Below are 21,573 nucleotides of genomic sequence, written 5' to 3'. Positions count from 1 at the left end.
CATGTCCGCCGACAGCGAAAATACAGCAGCCGACACAGCCGCCCGAAACACTCTTGCGCGACGTGCGACCGACGCGAGCACGCCAATAGAAAGAGGCGAAGCCCCCGCGATTGAGGTTCACGACCTAGTCAAAACCTACGCGGGCACGACTGCCGTCGATCACATCAGCTTCTCGCTGCCGCGCGGCGAAATCCTCGGTTTCCTCGGACCCAACGGCGCAGGCAAGTCCACCACCATGCGCATCCTCACCGGCTACCTCCCCGCGAGTTCGGGCCGCGTGAGCGTCTGCGGGCACTCACTCACCTCGCAACTCGCCGAGGTCAAAAAACTCATCGGCTACATGCCCGAGAACAACCCGCTACCCGAAGACATGCGCGTACACGAGTACCTGTATTTTCGCGGGCGGCTAAAGGAAGTCCCACGCCGCACGCTCGGCCCGCGCATCGACGAAGTCCTCGAACTGTGCGACTTGAAACGCGTGCGCCACAAAATCATCGGCAAACTCTCCAAAGGCTTTCGCCAACGCGTCGGCATCGCCGAAGCCATCCTCGCCGAGCCGCCCATCATCATCATGGACGAGCCCACCATCGGGCTCGACCCGCACCAAATCCTCATCGTACGCGACCTCATCGCCAGCCTGCGCGGACGGATGACCGTCATCATCTCCAGCCACATCCTCCCCGAGATCGAGATGACCTGCGACCGCGTGCTCATCATCAACCAAGGCCGTATCGTCGCCCAAGGCACTCCCGAGGAACTGCGCCGCAGCGTCATCGGCCACTCGCATTACGAACTCGAAGCGGCAGGCGACCCGAGCCGCCTCTCCGAAGCCTGCGGCGCCTGCGACGAATCGCTCCAAATTGAGGCGCGCGGCGAACCCGACGCGACGGGCTTTCGCCGCTGGCTCCTCACCACGAAACGCGAAGACCCGCTCGGCGAAGGCTTACTCAAAACGCTCGGCGAGGCAGGCTTTCGCGTGCGCTCGCTCAGCCGCTCGCAGCCCACGCTCGAAGACGTCTTCCTCGCCGCCACCCGCCGCAGTTGGGATGTCACCGCTGAAGACTTAAAACGCTAACTGCTCCGTACCCGCCCAGCCTACGCACTGACCATGCGCCATTTCCTCACCATCCTCAGCCATGAAGTCCGCATGCTACTGGTCGCGCCCAGTACCTATGTCGCGGCGACGCTCTTCCTCGCGGTCATGGGGTTTTTCTTCACCAGCATCTTGCAGGACTACAGCAACGCCGCCCAAGAGGTCCCACCGCCCCAAATCTTTTTCCAACTCTTCTGGTTCCCCGTGCTCTTCATGGTGCCGCTCTTAACCATGAAGTGCCTCGCCGAAGAACGTCGCCTCGGCACGCTCGAAACGCTGCTCACGACCCCCGTCACCACCACCGAGGTCGTCCTCGGCAAATACGCCGCCGCGTACCTACTCTACCTAGCGCTCTGGGCGAGCACCGGCGGCTTCTTTTACATCCTACACCGCTTCGCTAGCGACCTGCGCTTCATCGACCCGGGGGCGCTCATCGGCGGATACCTTTTCATCGCCGTATCGGGCCTGCTCTTTATCGCCATCGGCGTCTTCGCCAGCTCGCTCTCGCGCAACCAAGCCGTTGCGGGCATCCTCGGCTTCACACTGCTCTTTGCGCTGATCTTTGGCAGCGGGCTCTTGCAAAACGCCTCTTGGCTCGACCGCGAACTCTTCAACCCCGCACGCGAAGCCCTACACTACGCGCAGATCATCCAACATCGCGAAGACTTCGCACGCGGCATCGTCGACACCCGCCAGCTCCTCTTTTACCTAAGCGGCACCACGCTCGCCCTCATCTTCAGCATCCTCGGCGTCGAGGCGAAGCTCCTGCACAACTAACGAAAGCCCAAACACGCCCGCCATGTTTTCGCCCGACAGCTTTCGCGCCGCACGCTGGCTCCGCAGTTGTAACCTCCTGCTCCAAGCCCTGCTCTTCGTGAGCCTCTTTAGCGGGCTCAACTACCTCGCGCGCAGCTACGCTTGGCGCTTCGACCTCACCGCCCAGCAACTCCACTCGCTCTCACCCGAAACGCGCGCCTACCTCGCCGGACTCCAGCGCCCAGTCCGCATCGTCGTCACGCTCAGCGAGAACGACGAAAACCCCGAAATCGCCCAAGCCTATCGCGACCTGCGCGGCCTTCTGCGCGAGTACAGCTACGCCAGCCAAAACAACCCAAACGGCCCGATCACCGCCGAGTTCATCGACATCTACCGCCAGCACCACATCGCCGGCCAGCTCGGCCTCGCCGAGCCCAACACCATCTTACTGCTCTGCGGCGAAGCCCGCCAACAAGTCGCCCTCTCCGACCTCTACGGCGTCTCCGAACGCGAGCGAAAAGACTTTCGTGGCGAACAAGCCCTCACCGCCGCAATCCTCAGCGTCTCCAACCCGGCGCGCAAAAAAATCTACTTCCTCACCGGAAACGGCGAGCTACGCCCCGACGATGTAGACCCCGCGCGCGGCCTCTCCGGCCTCGCCAGCGAACTCAAACTGCGCAACTACGCCATCGAGCTCCTCGCCCTTCCGGCCCCCGGTGGCGTCCCCGAAGACGCCGACCTCGTCATCGCGGCCACGCCTCAAGGCCGCTACGACCCGCACACCCAAGAGCAATTGCGCGACTACCTCAGCCTACGCGAAGGCCGCCTCATCGTGCTCTGCGCTTCAGGTATCGCACACGGGCTCGACGACTTATTTTACGACTGGGGCATCCTCGTTGACGACGTCCTCGTGCGCGATTCCGCAGCCTCCAGCTACACCGATAATGGCGACTTAATCGTCCGCCACTTCGCCCCACACCCTATCACCCGTACACTCATCGACTACCGACTGCCGCTGCGCATCGGTGCCGCGCGCAGCGTACGCCCCGACCCGGGCCGCAGCATCGGCGGCGGGCTCGAAGTCTCCGTGCTCGCGGCCACTGCCCCCACCGCTTGGGGCGAAGTCAGCTACCGCCAACGCGGCCCGATGGGCTACAACCCAGGCATTGACCTAAAAGGCCAACCCAACCTCGCGCCCGCAGATCGCCTCGGCCTCGTCGCCGCCTCCGAGCGTGTGCAAGCACGCGGGAACCTGCCCTTCAGCGTACGCAGCGGGCGGATCGTCGTCATCGGCACCGGCGACCTCGTCGCCAACCACCGCATCGCCACGCCCGGCAACCAAAGCCTCTTTCTCAACGCTGTAAAATGGAGCATCGACCGCGACGCACAACTCAACATCCCGCCGCGCCCGATTGAGCGCTTCCAACTCTCGCTCGACCAACGCGAACTGCTCAAGCTGCGCAGCCTGCTCGTCTTTGCACTGCCCCTCGCCACCGCCGCACTCGGCCTCATCGTCTACTGGTCGCGGCGAAATTGAATAACGACCAGCCCGCCCCTGCCACTCCGACATGCGCACCAAAGTCACCCTCGTCCTCATCTTCCTAAACGCCGCGCTCTTCGTCTTTATTTTTAAATTCGAGCGCGGTTGGCGCACTGACCAAGCCCAACGCGAGGCGCGCCGCCGCGTGCTCGGCCCCGAAACTGCAAGCATTCAACAACTGCGCATCAGCGGCCCCAGCCTCACCACCATCGAACTCGTCCGCAGCGGCGCACAATGGTCACTTACCTCCCCCATCGACTGGCCCGCCAATCCCCACGCCGTTAACCGCATCCTTAACGAACTCCAGTTTCTGGAACATGAGACCAGCTTCAGCGTCGCCGAGTTGGAGAAAAACAAGCAATCGCTCGCTGATTACGGCCTAGAGCCCCCGCGCCTCACCATCGAGTTTACTCCCGCCAGCACACCGATCAGCAGCATCCCTGCCACCCACACCGAGCCACAACGCATCACCCTCCAAGTCGGCGACGAGACCAAGGTCGGCAACCGGCTCTACCTGCTCTCCCCTCAGCGCGACCGCGTGCACGTCGTCGGCCTAAGCCTCGCGCGCAGCCTCAACCTCCCACTCGAAGAACTGCGCACCGACGATGTCTTCTCCATCCCACTGTTCGAAGCGCGCAGCCTAACCCTCCAAAACGCCTCCGCCTCCCGCGTGCGCATCCGCCAAGACGGCAAACACTGGAGCTTCGAAGCCCCCATCATCGCCCGCGCCAATAAACCCCAAGTCGAGCTCACCATCGCTGCCCTCAACGCCCTGCGCGTTCACCACTTCCTGCCCACCGGGACAGCCAGCCCCAGCACTCCGACCACCAATGCCGAGCTGCGCATCAGCCTCGTGGGTAACAACCGCCAAGAAACCCTCATCCTCTTAAACGAAATCGAAGCCGCCGCCCCCACCGCCGCCAGCGAGGCTGAAGCGCGCACAGTCTCCTTCGTCGCCGCGCTCGAAGGCAAAACGACCCGCTTCGTCGTCGAGGTTCCCCAGCCACTGCTAAACACGCTGCGCAACGCGCAAGATACGCTGCGCGAACCGCGCATCCTCGACTTTGCGCCCGAAGCCCTAACCGCAGTCACCCTCAGCGCGCCCAACCAAGCTCCACTCACGCTCCAACAACTGCGCAGCAGTGCCGACGGACAGCACACTTGGCAGATCATCCGCAGCAACACCGCCCAAGGGCCACAACTCCAACCCGTCGATCCGCAGCGCATGCGAGAGCTCATCCAAACGCTGCGTCGCCTCTCCGCACAACGCTTCGTAAGCGACGCACCCAGCGACGCCGACCTGGAAAACTGGGGCTTCAACCGCCCCGAGCGCAAAATCACACTCACGCTCAATCCCCCCGCAAACTCGCTAAACACAGAGCGAGAAAGTGCCCTCGGCCCCGTGGCCGAACCCCAAACCCTACACCTACAAATCGGGCGCCCCACCGAGCCCAGCCCACAGGTTTACGCTCGGCTGAGTAACGCGCGCTTCGTCTACGCAATCCCTGCCGAACTCCTCGAACAAACCGCACCCGATCCGCTCAACTATCGCCAACACCTCCTGCGCGAACTCCCCGAAACCGCCCGCTTCCACTCGCTCACCCTCACCGATCTAAACAGTGGAGCGATCGTGTTTGAAACGAGTGTGGACGATGAAGCTGCAGCGGCTGAAACGCCCGCTAAAGGCGACGGCGAGACTCCGCCTGCGAGCCAACGTACTCGCCTCTTCGCCACACTGCGCCGACTCGAAGCGGCGAGCTTCATCCAAGACCACTTCTCGGAAACCGTTTTCGCCGCCGGAGCCGAGCGCCCCTGGCGTTGGCGGCTCGATACTACCGTGCGACTCCCCAGTGGACACGGCGACGAGCAAAGCGAAACAAGCAGCCTATTCCTCACCGAACGACTCGGTGGCGACCTCCAACTCGCGGGCTCACCCCAGCTCGGCCTCGTCTTCGCAATTAACCAAGCCCTCCTCGACGCGCTTTGGCCACTCACTTACCGCGAGCGCAGCACTGAGGAAACGACTCCAGCCGAGCCGCCTTCTACGGGCGAAGCTCACCCTGTGAGCGAAGCGGCTCCCTCCTCCTCCACAGAGGAGGCACCCGCGAACGCGTCGCCAAATCAAGAAGACTAAGTCCCCGCTGCTCCACTTGTGTTTGCCCAAGGCTTAAAGCTCTGCCGCTACTGCCTAGCCTGCTTCTGCTGCTGGACGCTCTGGCTCGGGCTCTTGGGCTTGCTCGGCTTTCAGATTTATGCCGCCGCAACCAAGCAAATGCCGATGCCTGCTTTTTTGCTGCACTCGCTGGAGCGGCAACTCGCACGCGCAGACATCACCGCGCAACTCGGTAAAACCCGCTTCGACCCCACGGGCCAAATCGTCATTGAGGACCTGCGGCTCTCGCTCCCCCAGTTTTCCGAGCCCGTCGCCCGCATCGGCTCCGTCTACATCCAGCTCGATCCATGGGCCCTGCTCACGCGCCGCTTCAAAGCCGACAGCATGCGCGCCAGCGACCTCGCGCTCTACATCCCCGCCTCACTCAGTGGCAGCGGTACGCGCGAACCGCTCATTGAACACGCCGAACTCGCCCTCAGTACACACGCTCACCAGCTCGATATTACTCAACTCAGCGCGCGCATCGGCGGGCTGAACGGACTGGCCATCTCCGCAAAAGGCAGCGTCGACACACGTCTGCTCCTTCGCCACGCCAAACCACGGGGAGAAGCCCCACTCAGCGTGGAGCTCTTTGCTCGTTACTATCCGCAGCTTTGTCAGCGGCTTGGCGAGCTCGCGCAGTGGACTGCCGGCCTGAGCGAGGCTCGGCTCGATCTTGATCTCGCGCCCTCCAGCACAGCGGGCGCAGTCGCGCGACTCACCCTTAGCGGCAGCGGTTACGAAGCCCCCGAAGAAGCGGCACTCCCCTTTTCCCTAAAACGCTTTCGTGCGACGACCCGCATCCCGCTGCACAGCGAAGAGCCCAGTCCAGCCGAACTCTCGCTTGAGCTTGATTCACTCGCGCTGCCGCTCAGCGCGCTGCCGCTGCTCACGGAAAATGCAAGCGCTCGCGCACCCGCACTAGCTGAGCGCGACATCGAGCTCGTCGGCCTACGTGCCAAGCTCTTCGGGAAAATCGACACCGCCCAGCTTCGCTTTAGCGCAGACACTACAGAGGCCGAACTGCGCGCGCTCCACTTCGCCGGTGCTGCGCCCCTCACTGCACAAAACCTCTCACTGCGCGCCGATTTCAACGCCTGGCCTCAACTCCGCGCCAGTGCACGACTCGAAGTTGAGGCCACGCCGCTCAGCCTCGCCGCCACAGTCGATACTGCTGACCACAGCGCTGTAGTGAATGCCAGCGGACAGCTTGCACCGAGCCTTATCGCTCTCATCAGCGAGTGGACGGCAGCCGATATTGGCCGATTCCTCACACTTCGCACTCCTCCCGATATCGACCTCGAAGCTCGATTCGCTGACGGACACTTCACCGCGCTCGAAGGCGACTTCGACGCCCAAGCCGTCCTCGCACGCGGTGTCACCTTTGACCAAATCGGTGGGCATGTACGCCTAGCCGATGGCCGCTTCGAGGCACCGCTCGCCTACGCCGCAGTCGGCCCCAACCACGCGCGCGGCAGTTACTCCCATAACCTCGCCACTCACGACTTTCGCTTCCTCCTAAGCGGTCAACTCGACCCACTCAACATCGCCGCTTGGTTTCGGCCTTGGTGGAGCGAATTCTGGCAAAAATTTAATTTCCCCAAAAACCCGCCGACTGCCTCGGTCGACGTACAAGGCCGTTGGGGCGATCCCCACTACAGCCGTGTCTTCGTCTACGCCGATGTACCCAATGCAAACATCAACGGGGCAGCCCTCCACCACGTCCGTACGCGCATTTATGTGCGGCCCAACTACTACGACGCGATGGAAGTCGCGGTACGCTACGGCGCACAGTCCGCACGCGGCTGGTTCACTCGTCGCAACGACCCAACTACGAAGCAGCTCGCACGGCAGGACTTCGACTTTACCTCGACGCTCGACCTAGAACGAGTCGGCGCGCTCAGCGGCCCCGAAGTACAGGCTGCGATTGCCCCCTTCCACTTCGCCGAGCCCATCACACTTGAAGCGGCAGGCTACGTCGCCGCACACGGCAAGCGGCACCTCACCCTACACGGCAGAACGCGCGGCGACTTCTCGCTCTACGACTTCCCGCTCAATGGGCTCAACTTTACGGCGACGATCGACGACGACACTCTCCTCGTCGACTCGCTCTCTGCAGGGCTCGCCGAGGGCATCGTTTCGGGCCGCGTACACCTCCAAGGCCAAGGCGATTCGCAAACACTCGGTTTCGACCTCAGCCTCGCAGAGGGAAAGTTTTACCGCTGGACAGGCATTTTAAGCCAGTACTTCGCACGGCGACGCGGAGAAGACCCGCCCCCAAACGTCGAGAAAAACACCAATGTCACCCTCGCCCTCGACCTCTCCGCCGAGGGCAACCCGCACGATCCACTAAGCTTCATCGGCTCGGGGAACATGGAGCTAAAGGGCCGCGGCCTTGGCCAAATCCACCTCTTCGGCCTACTCTCCGAACTCCTCAGCTTCACCTCGCTAAACTTTAACCAACTGCTCACGAGCTTCTCCGTTGAGCGTGAAAAACTCGTCTTCCCCGAGGTCAACATCACCGGCTCCAACTCCGCCATCACCGCTAGCGGCCATTACGCGATGGATCGCGGCAACCTCGATTTCCGCGCCCGAGTAAACCCCTTCGGCGAGAGCAAATTCATCCTCAAGTCCATCGTCGGGCTGATGCTTACTCCCGTCTCCAATGCCCTCGAAGTCCGGCTCACCGGGCCACTTGATAAGCCGCAATGGAGCTTCCTGCACTTCAGCCCCAACCCGGATAAACGGAACGGGGATACAAGCGAAGCCGCTCAACTCGCACCCGAAAGCGCGCAGCCCAGCGAGGAAATCGCTAACCCCGAAGAGCAAGCCTCGGATGCCCCCGCAAGCTCCCCCTCCCCGCCCGCCAACGGACCACCACCAAGTGCTCCGCCACAAGAAATGCCCACGGTACCTCCGGCTAATTAAATGAACCCGAGAGGCCAAAGCGACCCATCCGCGTTATAGACTCGCTTCTCCCTAGCACTGCGCCACCCGCGCCACACCCGGTCGCACTGCTCGGGCAAGTCCACCACACACGGCATCGAAATCTGCGCAGTTACAGGCCGCTCTTCCCACAACTCGCCCCGCGACCAAGCCCGCACCATCGCAGGTAAATCGAGTAACGACACCGCCATCGTCTCATCGCGGCGAGCGGCCTCACGCGGATGCCTTACAAGTAACGGCACGCGCACGCTCTCCTCGTGTGGCCACCCCTTTCGGAAGAGCCCGTGTGCCCCATGCATATCGCCGTGCACACTCGCAAAAACGATGACCGTATCGGCTCCGCCATCCGGCAGCGACGCAATCAGCCGCCCGATCGCCGCATCCGTCGCGGTAATATGGGCATAGTAGCCCGCGAGCTCTCGCCTCGCTCGCGCCTCGACCGCTCCGCCACGCGGCACATTCGGCGCGAGCTCGACCTGCTCAGGCCGCAGCGGCTCAAAGCCGTTAGCCGCCACCGCATACGGTGGATGCGGCGCTTCCAGACTCACCACCGCAAACCACGGTGCATACGGCCGATGCGCGTAAGACTCCCCCAAATACGCCGCGGCGCGCCTGCACAAAACCTCGCTCTGGTAACCCGCAAACTGCTGCGACTCCGGTAACCCAGTCCCATGCAACCACGGATCATTGAGCAGGAAACCACTCTCAAACCCTTCCCAAAACGCAAAACCCCCGCGCGACTCCGGCGGCACCAGCATCCGCGCATGTGCCTCGCCCACGAGCGGTTCATTCGGGTCGCGACCGGCCAAATGCCATTTCCCGAAAAAGGCCGTATGGTAGCCGCACTCGCCCAGCTCATGCGCAATCGTCCGCGCGTCGCTCGGCAACGGGTCGTAGTAAGTCCCCACCCCATTTTCAGGCGAAGGGACTCCAGTCAGCAGCGCCGCCCGCGCAAAAGGCCCAAACGGATGCGGCGTCACCGCCTGCGTGTAGTCAACGCTCTGCGCCGCCAAGGCATCGAGATACGGCGTCCGCGCATTCACATCCCCCGCAAACCCGCAGGCCTGCCCACGCCACTGCGTGGTCACAATCCACAAGATATTCGGAAGCCGATCACGCATGCCCAGTTTGACAAAAAACCAAAGCCCTACTCACCGCGACGCCACATAAAACACCTCATAGCACAGCGTTCTCCCCTGCTTCACAGCTCCCTAGGGTCTGTTCGCGTTTGAAACGCGAGCAGCGCTGAAAGCGCCGCTCGCCTAGCGCTGGCTGATACGCTTTTTTCCCACTACGCGTGGGGCGGCAGGCTGTGCCTGCACCCGTTCAATTTGGGAATTGGCCTCGTCGCTTCGCGACGAAACCAATTCCCAAATTTGAAAGCACTCCCCCCTGTCGCGTTGCGACAGGACGAGTAGGGAAAGGGAAAGTAGAGCGATAACCCGTTTGGCCGAAGTGGGAAGAATCACGGATAAGTCCACGTCCCAAAGTTTGGGGTCCTTTTCACAGAGCCGCTTGGCTGCTGTGCGAATGCACGGCAACCAAGCGGCTCTGTAAATGGGTGCAGCGACACGCTGCCGCACCACGCGCAGTGGAAGCTCAGAGAGAGCGGTCACTGACCGCGCGGACGGTCGTGAACCGCTTCTCTTTTGCGGGCTGCGCCGTGAGCCAGATGCCTCCCGTTTGAAATAGGAACGGCCCCCTAGCCTTTTTTGCGAGCGACTAGGATTAGTGAGAGTCCGAAAGGCATAGGAAAGCGCGACATGGCGGTTTTTACGAAAATCCACTTTAGCAGCTTATTTAGCCAACTCGGGGGGATGCGGAACTCGGTTCGCGACTCTTCTTTCTCGGTTTGAGGCTTACGCCCACGGAGCTTGCGAAGGAGTAAGGCAGGGAGAAACGCAAGCGAGTTGGTGTAGTTGCTGTGCAGAATCTCCCAGTCGCTCTTCGGAAAGAGAGCGAGCAGCCCCCTGCGGTTGTAGCGGCGGTAGTGATGCAAAGAGACATCCCACTCGCTCCACAAAAGCATACTGGCAGGCACAGTGATGACAGCCACCCCGCCGGGCTTCAGTACTCGATGAAAGCCCCGAACGGCAGTCACGTCATCCTCAATGTGCTCTACCACATCGAGCGCGGTCAGATAGTTCACCGAATCGCCGGGCAGTGGGATATCCTTCCCCGTCATGGCAATAACCTGATCGGGGCGAAAACGTTGCCGCAAAAGCTCTAGTGCGGGCTCTAGCGCATCAAGCGCGAGCACTTGGCAATACGCCTCCATTTCCTTGGCAAAAAGGCCAGTTCCCGCCCCGCAGTCCAGCAGTACGTCATCTTTGTTGGGTGGGCGCACCTTAGCTATCCAGCGGCGTACAAACTCACGCTTCCCAACGTTATACCAGTGGGCTTTCTCCACACGGTCCATGTTGGCGTATTCTTTTAGTTCCATAATAGTCCTAGTTTAAATAAACAGGAGTAGTTAGCATTCGTGTCAATAAACTTACGGTGAAGTGATCTTGCGGGAATTAGCCGCCCAAAAAACCTCTTTCTGCGTCATAAAGCGAGTTATTAAAACTCTCAATAACGACACAGTTTAGGCTGTGCGTGAGTTACGCGTCTCACAAAGGCAGTAAAAAAGCCACTCCGAAGAGTGGCTTTGCCAATTAACGAGACAGAACACAGCTTCAGCAAGCTCTAAGGGGGCAGAGCAGGCAGCGTCACGCCCCCGCTGCCCCTTCCCATGCGCCACCACAAGGGCCGCCACCGTTATTGGCTTCCTTCGTAATATCGCGGCCATCCATCGCAACGACGGGGTCATAGTACTTCGATATACGAGCTAAGTCTCCCTTCGCGTAGTGACAAATGAAGGAGCGTCGAAAACGGTCTTTTGACCGGTTTGGGCCCGAACCGTGGATCACATTTCCATTAAAAAAGAGCGTGTCGCCCGCCTTCATCACGGCAGGAACCACCCGTTGCCCCTTAGGAATAGGCACCCGATGCGGAGCCATACTGACAGTATTATCAGCAACACCAGGGCAGACCAATTCGTTACTGTCACTATTTGGAACGACCATCAGGCCGCCATTCTCAGGGTCGGCGTCATCACACGCCGTCCATGCGGCCATACAAGTGCCAGGTTCAACCAAGAGGTAAAAATTGTCTTGGTGCATAGCTTGGCCTCGTGAGCCGGGAGCCTTAAAAAAATACATGCTCTGAGTTGCGACAGGCTCCCCGCCCATGAACTTTTCCAGATACACGCGGACTTTCGGATGCAGCATATAAGCACGCGCTTTCTCATTAAACCGATGAGGATGCATCACACGCGTCCATATCACGAGTGGATCCTCTTTATAGTTAGCAAGCTTCATCTCCGCAGGCGAAGGCTTACCTGGCTCATAAAAGCCGGGCACTCCCCCGTCGGCGTGCATCTTGTGAAAGACTGCATTGATATCTGCAATCTCTTCAGGAGAAAAAAGACCACGAGCGATGAAATATCCATCACGGTGATACGCCTCAGCCGCCGCAGCGAGGTCGGCTTCATTTACATTAGCGACATCTAGCACGGCAGGCTGAGTCGCCGAGTATCCCTTAACAGAAGTTTCTTTTCCGGGTGTTTGTGGGGGCATGAGATAACTGGATTCGGCCGGAGTCCATACCTCAAGTCATCCAGAAATCCACTCCAAATCCCTGCAAACTCCTAAAGACTACAATTATAAGGTCTTGTTATAGTTCTTTAAAAAGCGAGGGCTGTACGTAAGTTTACGAGTCTCACAAAGGCAGTAAAAAGCCACTCCGAAGAGTGGCTTTGCCAATTAACGAAACAAGACACAGGCTCAGCGAACTCTAAGGGAGCAGAGCAGGCAGCATCACGCCCCCGCTGCCCCTTCCCATGCGCCACCACAAGGGCCGCCACCAGTATTGCCTTCCACCGTAAGATCGTGGCCATCCATCGAAACAAGGGGATTGAAAAACTGCGATATACGGGCTAAGTCTCCCTTCGCGTAGTGACAAATGAAGGAACGGCGGAAACGGTCTTTTGACCGGTTTGGGCCAGAACCGTGAATCACATTTCCATTAAAAAAGAGTGTGTCGCCCGCCTTCATCACCGCAGGAACCACCCGTTGCCCCTTAGGAATAGGCACCCGCTGTGCGGACAGACTCACAGTAGTGTCAGCAACATCGGGGCAGACCAATTCGTTACTTTCACTATTTGGAACGACCATCAGGCCGCCATTCTCAGGGTCGGCGTCATCACACGCAGTCCATGCGGCCATACAAGTGCTAGGCTCAACCATGAGGTAAAAATTGTCTTGGTGCATAGCCTGGCCTCGTGAGCCGGGAGCCTTAAAAAAATACATGCTCTGAGCTGCGACAGGTTCCCCACCCATAAACTTTTCCAGATACACGCGGACTTTCGGATGCAGCATATAAGCACGCGCTGTCTCATTAAACCGATGAGGAAGCATCACACGCGTCCATACCACGAGTGGATCCTCCTTATAGTTAGCAAGCGGCACCTCCGCATACGAAGGCTTACCAGGCTCATAAAAGCCGGGCACTCCCCCGTCGGCGTGCATCTTGTGAAAGACTGCATTGATATCTGCAATCTCTTCAGGAGAAAAAAGGCCACGGGCGATGAAATATCCATCACGGTGATAAGCCTCGGCCGCCGCAGCGAGGTCGGCTTCATTTACGTTAACGACATCTAGCACGGCAGGCTGAGTCGCCGAGTATTCCTTAACAGGAGTTTCTTTTCCGGGTGTTTGTGGGGGCATGAGATAACTGGATTCCGCCGGAGTCCATACCCCAGATCATCCAGAAATCCACTCCAAATCCCTACAACTTCCTGAAAACTACAGCCATAATATCTCGTTATAGTTTTTAAAGAGCGAGGCATGCGGGTCCATGGGCTATAGGATGATATTGGACTACGTTCCCAGTTTGCCCAGAGGCTCCCATTTATTCGCCCCGCACAAAGCTCCGTTCAGCCAGTGGCGCCAGTCACGCCGGCTGTGCGCAAGCCGCTCTGGGGCTCCATCAAAATATGACACGTTAGCCTACTGACCTTCTTGGCCGGAAGCGTAGTCATTTCCCTAGCCAGATCGGCACTCCTGACTCTCTGCCTGGGGCACCATCAGGCAGAGAGTCCCATCTCAGATTAAAATGAAATTTGCACTAATCATTCCCTGCTATAACGAAGCGTCACGACTTTCTATCGAAAGTTACGAGAACTTCATTGTTAGTAATCCAAATTTCACTCTTTTCTTTGTAGATGATGGGAGTACTGATCAAACGCTAAGCATTCTGAAGCGATTTTCTGCTCAATATGTAGGTAGAGTAATTGTGCTTTCTCTAGAGAAAAACAGTGGAAAAGCTGAGGCAGTAAGACGAGGGATAGGGGAGGCACTTTCTCACACGAGTTACGACTACCTAGGGTATTGGGATGCGGATCTCACAACTCCTCTTTCAGAAATCTGTCGCTTTGAGAAATTCATCCAAGAGGAGTCCCCATGGGTTGTTTTAGGATCAAGAGTTCGTCGCGCTGGAGCACAAGTAGAAAGAATCTGGTATCGTCATATCCTAGGGCGTCTATTTGCCACAGTGGTCAAAGTCACAACTGGCCTTCTCATTTATGACACTCAATGCAGCAGTAAATTTTTCAAACAGGATATCGCTAAAACAATCTTCAATGAAAAATTCATCAGCAACTATCTTTTTTATGTTGAACTATTTTTGAGGCTAAAACGAGAGTTTGGAGAGGCTATATTTTTAGAAAAAACCCACGAGCTTTCACTTACGAGATGGAAAGATATATCTGCATCAAAAGTTAAGCCTATCGACTTCCTTAAAGCACCAATAGAACTCTACAAAATACTCAAAGACTATCGCTAAGGATAAATAAAATTTAAATAGAACCTTCTATTGAATCAAGAGATCATTATGCCGCCCCGCCCTGCTCCTTTGGGAGTCTGTGTAAAAGCGGGGCTTCTTACGTGTGGCCTGCTTAAATAGAGTGAAGAACTCCGACCCTGCGGTCGGAGCTTCTCCGCCACAAGTTAGGGGAGCCTTCGGCTCCATATGACGACGACCTCGCTTGACCTCGCCGCGAACGGCGAGGCTTGCGCTTGGGTTCGTGGTCACCCGAATTTCAAAGCCCGCACTAATACAACTGCACAGGCAGGGCGCGGTAGCGGCCACCGACAAAGTTGAGTACATGGCGGGTCTGCTGCGCGCGGATGTTGTCGCCCGTCTTTATGCTATGCCGCGCCTCCAGCTTCGTCACGATCGCACAGTAGTCTTTATTTACCATGATCCCTAAAAGCTCGCCGCTTTTGCTAAAAACCAAATCGCCGCGCGAAGGAGAAAAATTTCCCATAAGTCGATTGATGAGCCGGTTATCCAGTTTCACGTAATTCGCGTAGGCCGGATTCAACTTAAAGGGTGTTTCCCCGTAACCTGCGCCGCCGCCTGAAACCAAAACCGCCTCGGGAAATTTAAACGGATCACTCGCGAGGTTATAAATTTTCATGCCCAATGCCTCAGCCTGCTCTTGGGTCAGCGGCAGCGCGACGAGCCGTGGGTCGGAGTCCAAAAAGCTAATCCGCTCAACTTCCGCCCGGTTATTCCCGTAGTTGGAAACTGCAATTCTGAGGCGATCCCAGTCCGAGGCCTGTTCGGCAACTGAGAAGGGGCTGTCCTCAATGTGCAGGAGGATAAAGATTTGCTCCCCATCGTTAACGAGGATGCTGCGCGGGTGCCGGTTGCGCTTCACTTGGCCAAGGACGCCAGGACGCGACGCACTCAAGAAAACCGTGACGCGGTTTTTAAGGAATTCGTCGAAGATGATGTTCGCATTAATCGGGCGGTTCTCACGGATCTCGCGCTTAAGTCCGTCCGCCTCTTCAGCCAGTTCGCCGATCCCTTGGGCCAGCCGCACGGTGTGCTCTTGCACGCGCACGCGGTCTTCGCGTTCGAGCTCGGCCTGACCGCGAAAGTTTTCCGCCATTTGCTGGAGGAATTGCTTTTCTTGCTCGGCCACTTGCACGGCAACGGTGAGTCCTTGGATTTCCTGTTGCGCGGCAGCGACTCGGGCCGCTTCGGCGGCACGTTCTTGTTCGAGTCGAGCCATCTCGGCAGCTTGGGCTTGGGCCTCGGCCTCCTTCATTTCGAGTTCGCGGCGGAGCCGCTCCATTTGCTCGCGCGAGAGCGCGGCGTCGCGCTGGGCCTGCGCGAGCGCACGCTGAATCTCCTCGGCGAGCAGGGCCGCCTCGGCTTCGCGTTCTCGTGCCGCAAGCTCGGCGGCGCGTTGCTCTTCGGTGAGTAGTGAAAGGTTTTGCTCGCGCTGCTGAAGCGCACTCTCGGTTTGCACGAGTTGGGCTTCGCGCTCCGCAAGGTTTTCAGAAAGCGTGCCAAGCTCGGCAGCGAGCGCCGCGCGCCGCGCTGCCTCATCGGCAAGCGAGAGCTGCATGGCAGCGACCAAGTCGTTTTCAATCGGGCTCGGCCCATCGCCCGGCTCGGCAACAATCTGCGGGCCCAGCGGTACCGGCGGGCGCGACACCTCCACCTTCTCCCACTGCGTGAGCGCAATGAGGTTTAAAAAGAGGAAATCGATAATGATTAGTAGCAGCGTCTTATTCACAGTCTTCGACTGGTTTTATCAGCGACGCGCTCGTTGGCGCATCGTCAGAGGGTTAAGTATTCGACAAAACTCATCGTCGATAGGGCGGGGTGAAAATGAGTAGCCACTAGGCACTCACCGGCGCGGGTGAAGGCACTGCACGGGCGGCGGCGGTCTCGGCCTCGATAATGAGCGCGTTTTTAAACCCGCGCACATGGCGGATTTTTACCAAGGCCACGCAAACGAGCCCAAAGAGGTTTGAGGCGTAGGCGGCGAGCAAGTTGTGGTCGATTACGCCCAGCACTTGGAGGACGAGCGCAGTCGCCGTCCCCATCATCCCGACGTACAAGCCGCTATCGAAGAGGTTGTCCTCATTTTCGACCAGCCGCAGCTTGAGCAACGGGGCGAGAGTCTGCGCACGGATTTCCGCAATCTTTCGCAGACACACAAAGTAGATCGCCACTTGCAACAGGGCGAAGACAGCAATGGAAACGACAGTAGAGGTATTCATAGAGGGAGTAGTGGACGCGCTGGCCTCAGCCGAGTCAGCGACCGGCATCGCTATATTGGCCAACAGCGGGATTGAGATGCGAAAGCGGTATTCGGAAAGCGATTCGGTCGCAGCCAACAAATAGGGCTCAGTCGCGAGGATCAGAAGCCCCGCCGCAAAGACAGCGAGCAAGCCACTTTGGACAAGGGACTTTCGCCCGTCGGTCTCGACCGCTCCTCTACCCAAAAAAGGAGCGAGTAGCCCGCGCTCGACACCGCGAAAAATAAGGAAGGCCGCCGCAAGATAGCCAAAGTACTTCAGCGCGAGCGTGAAATCGGGATGCCGTATACTAAAGTCCGCCAACTCGCTGAGCGCAGGCGTCGTCGCGTGCTTAATCGGCACTTGGCGCAAAACGAGTTGCTGCACCGCGCCACCCCCTAGCCCAAGTGCTAAGCGCAAATCCTCCGAGCCTACCTTCCCGTAGCGGATCAAGTAGCTCGCCACCCGGTCTGCCGAGCCCGCGAAAAATGCTGCCGTGTAAATGATGGGCAACTCGCTGGGGGCGATACGCGCCAAATGCGCGTACTCACCGAGCGTCGTGCTGCCGCCACTACGACTAACCAGCTCGGCGAGCTGCACCCAGTCCAGCCGCTGCGCAAGCGATAGCAGGTCGATATAAAACTCCTCCAAATGCCCAAGCCCGTCCTGCTCATTGGCCACTGCCGCAAGCTCACGCAACTCGCGACGCAGCTCCGGTGAAAACTGCTCGCTCTGGTAAAGCAGGGCCGAAAGCAAAATCACTGCATCCAACGGTTGCCCCCCCGGCTGGTGCGCAGGCACGAAACGGCCCGTCTGCGCCACCTCGCGCGTTGCCAAAACGGTCTGTACGCCAACCGAGCGAGAGCTCGCGAGCGACGCGCGCAAAGCCGCACGGGCCGACTCAGAAATCAGCAACTGCAGCACAGGAGTCGTCTTTATCGCCGCATCCTCCCCGTCCCCCGCCTCCTCCGCACTGCTCAAAGTCAGGCTCGGCCCAAGCCCCAAAATCGGCTCCAACGCGGGGGCCCAGCCCCCCCAAGGCACGAGCGCAGGCTGCGCTGCTGCGAGCGCAGCGGCCTGATCAGCAAGCGACTCAGCCGCGGGAGCACCCAAATCGCGCGCCGCCGCCAAAACGAGCATCGCAGGCCCGAGCTTCTCGGTGTGGATGAACCGCTCGCCGAGTACCTCAAGTGCGGTCGTCCCCCGCCCTGCTGCAGCGAGCTGCGCAGGCGATAGCGACTTCAAATTCACTGGCAGAAGCCACGCCAAAATGCCCAGCCCCGCGCCTACCAGCGCAGTCGCGGTGGCAGCCAAAGCAGTTCTTTGCGTAGCTTTACTCATAAGCAGGGTGATCGAAATCGAGTAATTGCATTGCCGCGCTCCCAGCGCGAACACAACGCTACAAATACTAAAAACTACACCTAATGCTCCTCGACCTCGTCTATTATAACTCCCCGCTACTCCGCGAGAAAGGTGCACCCATCACTGTATTCGACTCCGCCCTACGCGACTTCTCCGCAGCGATGATCGAGACCATGCACCAGTCCGGCGGCATCGGGCTCGCCGCCCAGCAAGTCGGCCGCGCCATCCAGCTCTGCGTCGTCGACGTGCGCAAATCGAAGATCGATTTTGATTGGGAGCTCGACGGAGCGAGCCCCCCGCTCGACCTCTTCATGCCGATGGTTATCGCCAACCCGCAAATCAGCTTCGCCCCACAAAACGAAATCATGATTTACGAGGAAGGCTGCCTCTCCTTCCCCAAAGTCGGCGCAAAGCCAATTCGCGGCGACGTCGAGCGGCCCGACAAAATTACCGTCTCTTACCAAGATGAACACGGCGTCGCGCATACGCTCACGACCACCGGAATCCTCTCGCGCTGTATCCAACACGAAGCCGATCACCTAAAAGGCACCCTCTTCATCGATCGGCTCGACCGACGCACTCGGACAAAAATCGACCAATCTCTCAAGCAACTCGCCGCCTCAACTGACGAAGCAAAGACCGCCGCCACGATCGCCGAAGCGGCAAAGCCTGCCAAGGAGTGACACGCCCGACATCAATCACCACGCGCAGCGGGGACGGCGGCACCACCGGCCTCCTTTACGGCCAGCGCGTCTCCAAAGCGCACCCGCAAATTGAAGCCGTCGGCACACTCGACGAGCTCAACGTCGCAATCGGCGCAGCTAAGCTCGCCACCCGCGCCCATCCACCGGTCGCCGATGCAGCAAACGGCGACCAGTCGCCCAACGCGAGTAACGCCCCCCGCATGCGACTCGATGCGATTCAGCAAACACTCGTCGCTCTCATGGGCGAGGTCGCCTGTGCGGCGGATGCAGTCGCCCGCTACGAAAAATCGAAGTTCGAGAAACTCACCGATGACGACCTCGACCGGCTCGACGCGCAAATCGCCGAACTCGAATCACGCGGGCTCATATTCGACGGCTGGGCACGCCCCGGGGCCAACGCACTGGCAATCGCCTACGACCAAGCCCGTGTCACTGCTCGCCGCGCCGAACGCCGACTCGTCACTCTCGCCGAACAACACCACGCAATAAGGCCCTTGCTCCTCCGCTACCTCAACCGGCTCTCCGATCTGCTTTGGCTGCTCGCCCGCGAGGCCGAAACGGCCTAGGCCCTTTTCCCCTTAGCGCCCCAACTACCTGCGCACAACACGAGGGGGCCGGACTCGCCTCCGTCATACTACGCAGCCCTCGCGCGCCCTTACCCCTTAGCGGCCTCCTCGTCGCGCGCAGCGAGAGGAGGCTCGCGAACTTCTATCCGTCAACGCGCTGGTATTCAACCAGCACGCTGCTGCGTGTTTGGGCGATGGTTATGGCCAGTTCCTTGAGTGCCGCTCCGGAGAGCTGGACGAGGGGATCTGCGCGATAGTCATTCCATTTTGTCACCTGATAGGTGGCGTTGGCATCAATATACTCCGGGTGCAGGGTGACGGAATCCGTGTCGGCTCCCGGACCGCGCAACGCGACGATGATCCCGCTTGAGTTTGAATGGCGATGATGCTGGTAGGCCATCCAAGCCTCCTTCTCCAAGTCCGGGGCGATCAGGCCGATCCGCTCGTCGGCCATGAAAGACCGAAGGCGTTTCATTTCGGCCACTGCCGCGATAGCATCGGCATACTCAGGGTCATGCTCGTCTTTCGGCAGCACGCGGTAGGCCATGAACCCTGTGCAGAGAGCACCGCGGACGCCATAGGCATCAAAGGTGTGGTTCAGCACCGCATGGTCTGCGAGCCAGTGCCCAAGCCCCCAGCACTCAACCTGGTTAACGATATCTATTTTGCCTTCTTGAGTGGCTCTACAACCCACATCAACGGCATCGGTGCGCGTGAGCACCACCGCACGGCGCAGGGTTTCCAGATCAATTCGGCGCCCGCCCGAGGCGCAATTGTCGATCACGATACCGGGGTGCGTAGCCTGTATCCGATCCCACAGTGCGTAAAGCCCCTCAACATACCGGATTTCCGTCATCCCCACCCGGTCAGGGGCATCGGCAGCGTACCAGGCGTCGAGTGGAGTCGTGTTGAAGTCCTGACGATAGATGTCCGCGTTGAACTCGGTAATCAGCGCGGAAATCTTCTCGAAGGCCAGATCCACCGCGCGCGGATCGCCAAGGTTCAGCAGCAGAACATTTTCCTTCCAGAAGTTCCCAACATGCTCGCTCGGATCGCCCGGAAAACTGAGGAACAGGTCAGGGTGGGCACGCGGCCACTCGGTGTGCGGTTTAGCCCGTTCCGGCTCCATCCAGAAGATGAACTTCATCCCGAGCTCATGCGCACGGTCACTGAGCGGGCGTAGACCGCGCGGGAAATCACTGCGTCTGACATTCCAGCTTCCCACCTCCCCAGACCAATCAGGCGTGTCCCCATACCAACAGGCATCTACCCAATGCGCTTCAAAACCCAGTGCGGCAGCACGCTCCAGCGCTTCGAGTTCGATCTGCTCGCTGACGTCCTTGGTCACATGATACTGATGCATCATTCCGTGCGCGATGAAATTGTGGATTTTCCCGGCGGGATGCTTTGGCACGACGTGGTTTGCCAAGTGCGCACGGACCACGCGGCGGATTTGCTCGGCACTCGCGCCTGATGCCTGCGCCAACAGGATCGAAGGCAGCCTCACCGACTCCCCAGGTCGCAGCACAAACCCGACCTGTGGCAACCCGACATCAACCTCAAGGTTTCCGGAAGCATGACGCAGCGTGGCATCCCAGCGCCCGCTCCAGCCAATACCGATGGCGAGGGCGTCATTCCTGTCCGTCAGCGCGAAGAAGGGGAAAATACCGTCCGACGAACGGCCGCCTTTCGGCATCAGTGTAATGGTGTCAATGTCGAGCTCCGTGCGGTCTTCAAAGTCATCAAGCTCGGCTTCCGAGCCTTTGTTACCATAAAAATCCACCGGGCCGCGCGTTTGCCATGACGCCGCGAGCGAGCGCACCCCGGTTATCTTGCCGGAGAGTTCTGCGCTGTTATTGACGAGCGTGGGGATCCACTCAGTAACCGCACCAATCGTTCGCCACTGCTCACGGATTTGCAGCGTTGGCACTGAAGTTGACTGGAACACACGCACCGTCCATGAAGCGTCCGGGGACGGTTCCTCTGCGACAGCAACAAAATCATCGAGCGTTTGACCGCCGACAACCAGCCGCCCGGGCCATCGCTTATCAGGCAGGGCAGCGAAATCTAACGTTTTCCCGGTTTTGGAGGGCATAGCTACAGTATTTTAGGGGTTTGGAGGTGAAGCAGTTCGCCGTGAGGGCACAACAAACTTGCAAAAGCAAAATGTGGGGTACGAAGGGAGCAACTGACTCAGGGAACAATCCGAGTGAACCTAGGGTGAGAGGAAACAGGGAGGGGTCGTTTTGCAAGCACGCGCGGTGGCTAAATGATCGGAATAAATCACGAGCGTACACGCAAAGCGGACTACTG

At 59.2% G+C, this 21,573-nt stretch carries 15 protein-coding genes; 8 read left to right on the top strand and 7 right to left on the bottom strand.

Annotated features, from left to right (window positions below; all coding sequences use genetic code 11):
* The first annotated feature begins 1 nt into the window (after position 1).
* The 5 genes from AXK12_RS05490 to AXK12_RS05470 all read left to right on the top strand — a co-directional run bounded on the left by AXK12_RS05490 (position 2) and on the right by AXK12_RS05470 (position 8,469).
* Positions 2-1,075 carry an ABC transporter ATP-binding protein gene (locus tag AXK12_RS05490; protein WP_082782676.1) on the top strand — a complete coding sequence of 358 codons (1,074 nt, stop codon included), beginning with the start codon at positions 2-4 and terminating at the stop codon, positions 1,073-1,075.
* Positions 1,076-1,108: 33 nt separating this feature from the next.
* On the top strand, positions 1,109-1,870 hold the full coding sequence (locus tag AXK12_RS05485; RefSeq protein WP_068712275.1) for an ABC transporter permease: 762 nt from the start codon (positions 1,109-1,111) through the stop codon (positions 1,868-1,870).
* Between the two features lie 22 nt (positions 1,871-1,892).
* Positions 1,893-3,386 (top strand): GldG family protein, encoded by a 1,494-nt coding sequence (locus tag AXK12_RS05480; protein WP_068712273.1) that lies wholly within the window; start codon positions 1,893-1,895, stop codon positions 3,384-3,386.
* 31 nt (positions 3,387-3,417) lie between these two features.
* Positions 3,418-5,523 carry a DUF4340 domain-containing protein gene (locus AXK12_RS05475; RefSeq protein WP_068712271.1) on the top strand — a complete coding sequence of 702 codons (2,106 nt, stop codon included), beginning with the start codon at positions 3,418-3,420 and terminating at the stop codon, positions 5,521-5,523.
* Positions 5,524-5,667: 144 nt separating this feature from the next.
* On the top strand, positions 5,668-8,469 hold the full coding sequence (locus AXK12_RS05470; RefSeq protein ID WP_231863554.1) for an AsmA-like C-terminal region-containing protein: 2,802 nt from the start codon (positions 5,668-5,670) through the stop codon (positions 8,467-8,469).
* Here AXK12_RS05470 and AXK12_RS05465 read toward each other — a convergent pair.
* The 4 genes from AXK12_RS05465 to AXK12_RS05450 form a co-directional block, all read right to left on the bottom strand.
* Positions 8,466-9,608, bottom strand: a complete 1,143-nt coding sequence (locus tag AXK12_RS05465; protein WP_068712267.1) for a sulfatase-like hydrolase/transferase — start codon at positions 9,606-9,608, stop codon at positions 8,466-8,468. The genes AXK12_RS05470 and AXK12_RS05465 overlap by 4 nt on opposite strands.
* A gap of 581 nt (positions 9,609-10,189) precedes the next feature.
* Positions 10,190-10,930 carry a class I SAM-dependent methyltransferase gene (locus tag AXK12_RS05460; RefSeq protein WP_068712265.1) on the bottom strand — a complete coding sequence of 247 codons (741 nt, stop codon included), beginning with the start codon at positions 10,928-10,930 and terminating at the stop codon, positions 10,190-10,192.
* A 268-nt stretch (positions 10,931-11,198) separates the two neighbouring features.
* A complete protein-coding gene (locus AXK12_RS05455; RefSeq protein WP_082782675.1) occupies positions 11,199-12,107 on the bottom strand; it encodes a phytanoyl-CoA dioxygenase family protein in 909 nt (302 codons plus the stop codon).
* A gap of 240 nt (positions 12,108-12,347) precedes the next feature.
* Positions 12,348-13,256, bottom strand: coding sequence for a phytanoyl-CoA dioxygenase family protein (locus AXK12_RS05450; protein WP_082782674.1), 909 nt, complete (start codon positions 13,254-13,256; stop codon positions 12,348-12,350).
* 388 nt (positions 13,257-13,644) lie between these two features.
* Here AXK12_RS05450 and AXK12_RS05445 point away from each other — a divergent pair, with 388 nt between their 5' ends.
* Positions 13,645-14,373, top strand: a complete 729-nt coding sequence (locus AXK12_RS05445; protein WP_068712258.1) for a glycosyltransferase — start codon at positions 13,645-13,647, stop codon at positions 14,371-14,373.
* A gap of 268 nt (positions 14,374-14,641) precedes the next feature.
* Here AXK12_RS05445 and AXK12_RS05440 read toward each other — a convergent pair whose 3' ends face one another.
* Together AXK12_RS05440 and AXK12_RS05435 are read right to left on the bottom strand one after the other, a co-directional pair.
* Positions 14,642-16,120, bottom strand: a complete 1,479-nt coding sequence (locus AXK12_RS05440) for a hypothetical protein (RefSeq protein ID WP_068712257.1) — start codon at positions 16,118-16,120, stop codon at positions 14,642-14,644.
* 106 nt (positions 16,121-16,226) lie between these two features.
* Positions 16,227-17,969 carry a hypothetical protein gene (locus AXK12_RS05435; RefSeq protein ID WP_156468890.1) on the bottom strand — a complete coding sequence of 581 codons (1,743 nt, stop codon included), beginning with the start codon at positions 17,967-17,969 and terminating at the stop codon, positions 16,227-16,229.
* A gap of 83 nt (positions 17,970-18,052) precedes the next feature.
* On the opposite strand from AXK12_RS05435, the gene def reads away from it, so the two are divergent.
* Together def and AXK12_RS05425 are read left to right on the top strand one after the other, a co-directional pair.
* Positions 18,053-18,673 (top strand): peptide deformylase, encoded by a 621-nt coding sequence (gene def / locus AXK12_RS05430; RefSeq protein WP_068712253.1) that lies wholly within the window; start codon positions 18,053-18,055, stop codon positions 18,671-18,673.
* Positions 18,670-19,260, top strand: coding sequence for an ATP:cob(I)alamin adenosyltransferase (locus tag AXK12_RS05425; protein ID WP_068712251.1), 591 nt, complete (start codon positions 18,670-18,672; stop codon positions 19,258-19,260). Before def ends, AXK12_RS05425 begins: the two co-directional genes overlap by 4 nt.
* Positions 19,261-19,402: 142 nt before the next feature.
* On the opposite strand, the gene AXK12_RS05420 is transcribed toward AXK12_RS05425, so the two are convergent.
* Positions 19,403-21,355 carry a glycoside hydrolase family 36 protein gene (locus tag AXK12_RS05420; protein ID WP_068712249.1) on the bottom strand — a complete coding sequence of 651 codons (1,953 nt, stop codon included), beginning with the start codon at positions 21,353-21,355 and terminating at the stop codon, positions 19,403-19,405.
* Between the last annotated feature and the right edge of the window lie 218 nt (positions 21,356-21,573).

The sequence above is a fragment of the Cephaloticoccus capnophilus genome (genome assembly GCF_001580045.1).
Taxonomy (GTDB): domain Bacteria; phylum Verrucomicrobiota; class Verrucomicrobiia; order Opitutales; family Opitutaceae; genus Cephaloticoccus; species Cephaloticoccus capnophilus.
The sequence above is the reverse complement of the archived record's forward strand: the minus strand, read 5'-3'. Positions and strand labels throughout refer to the sequence as shown.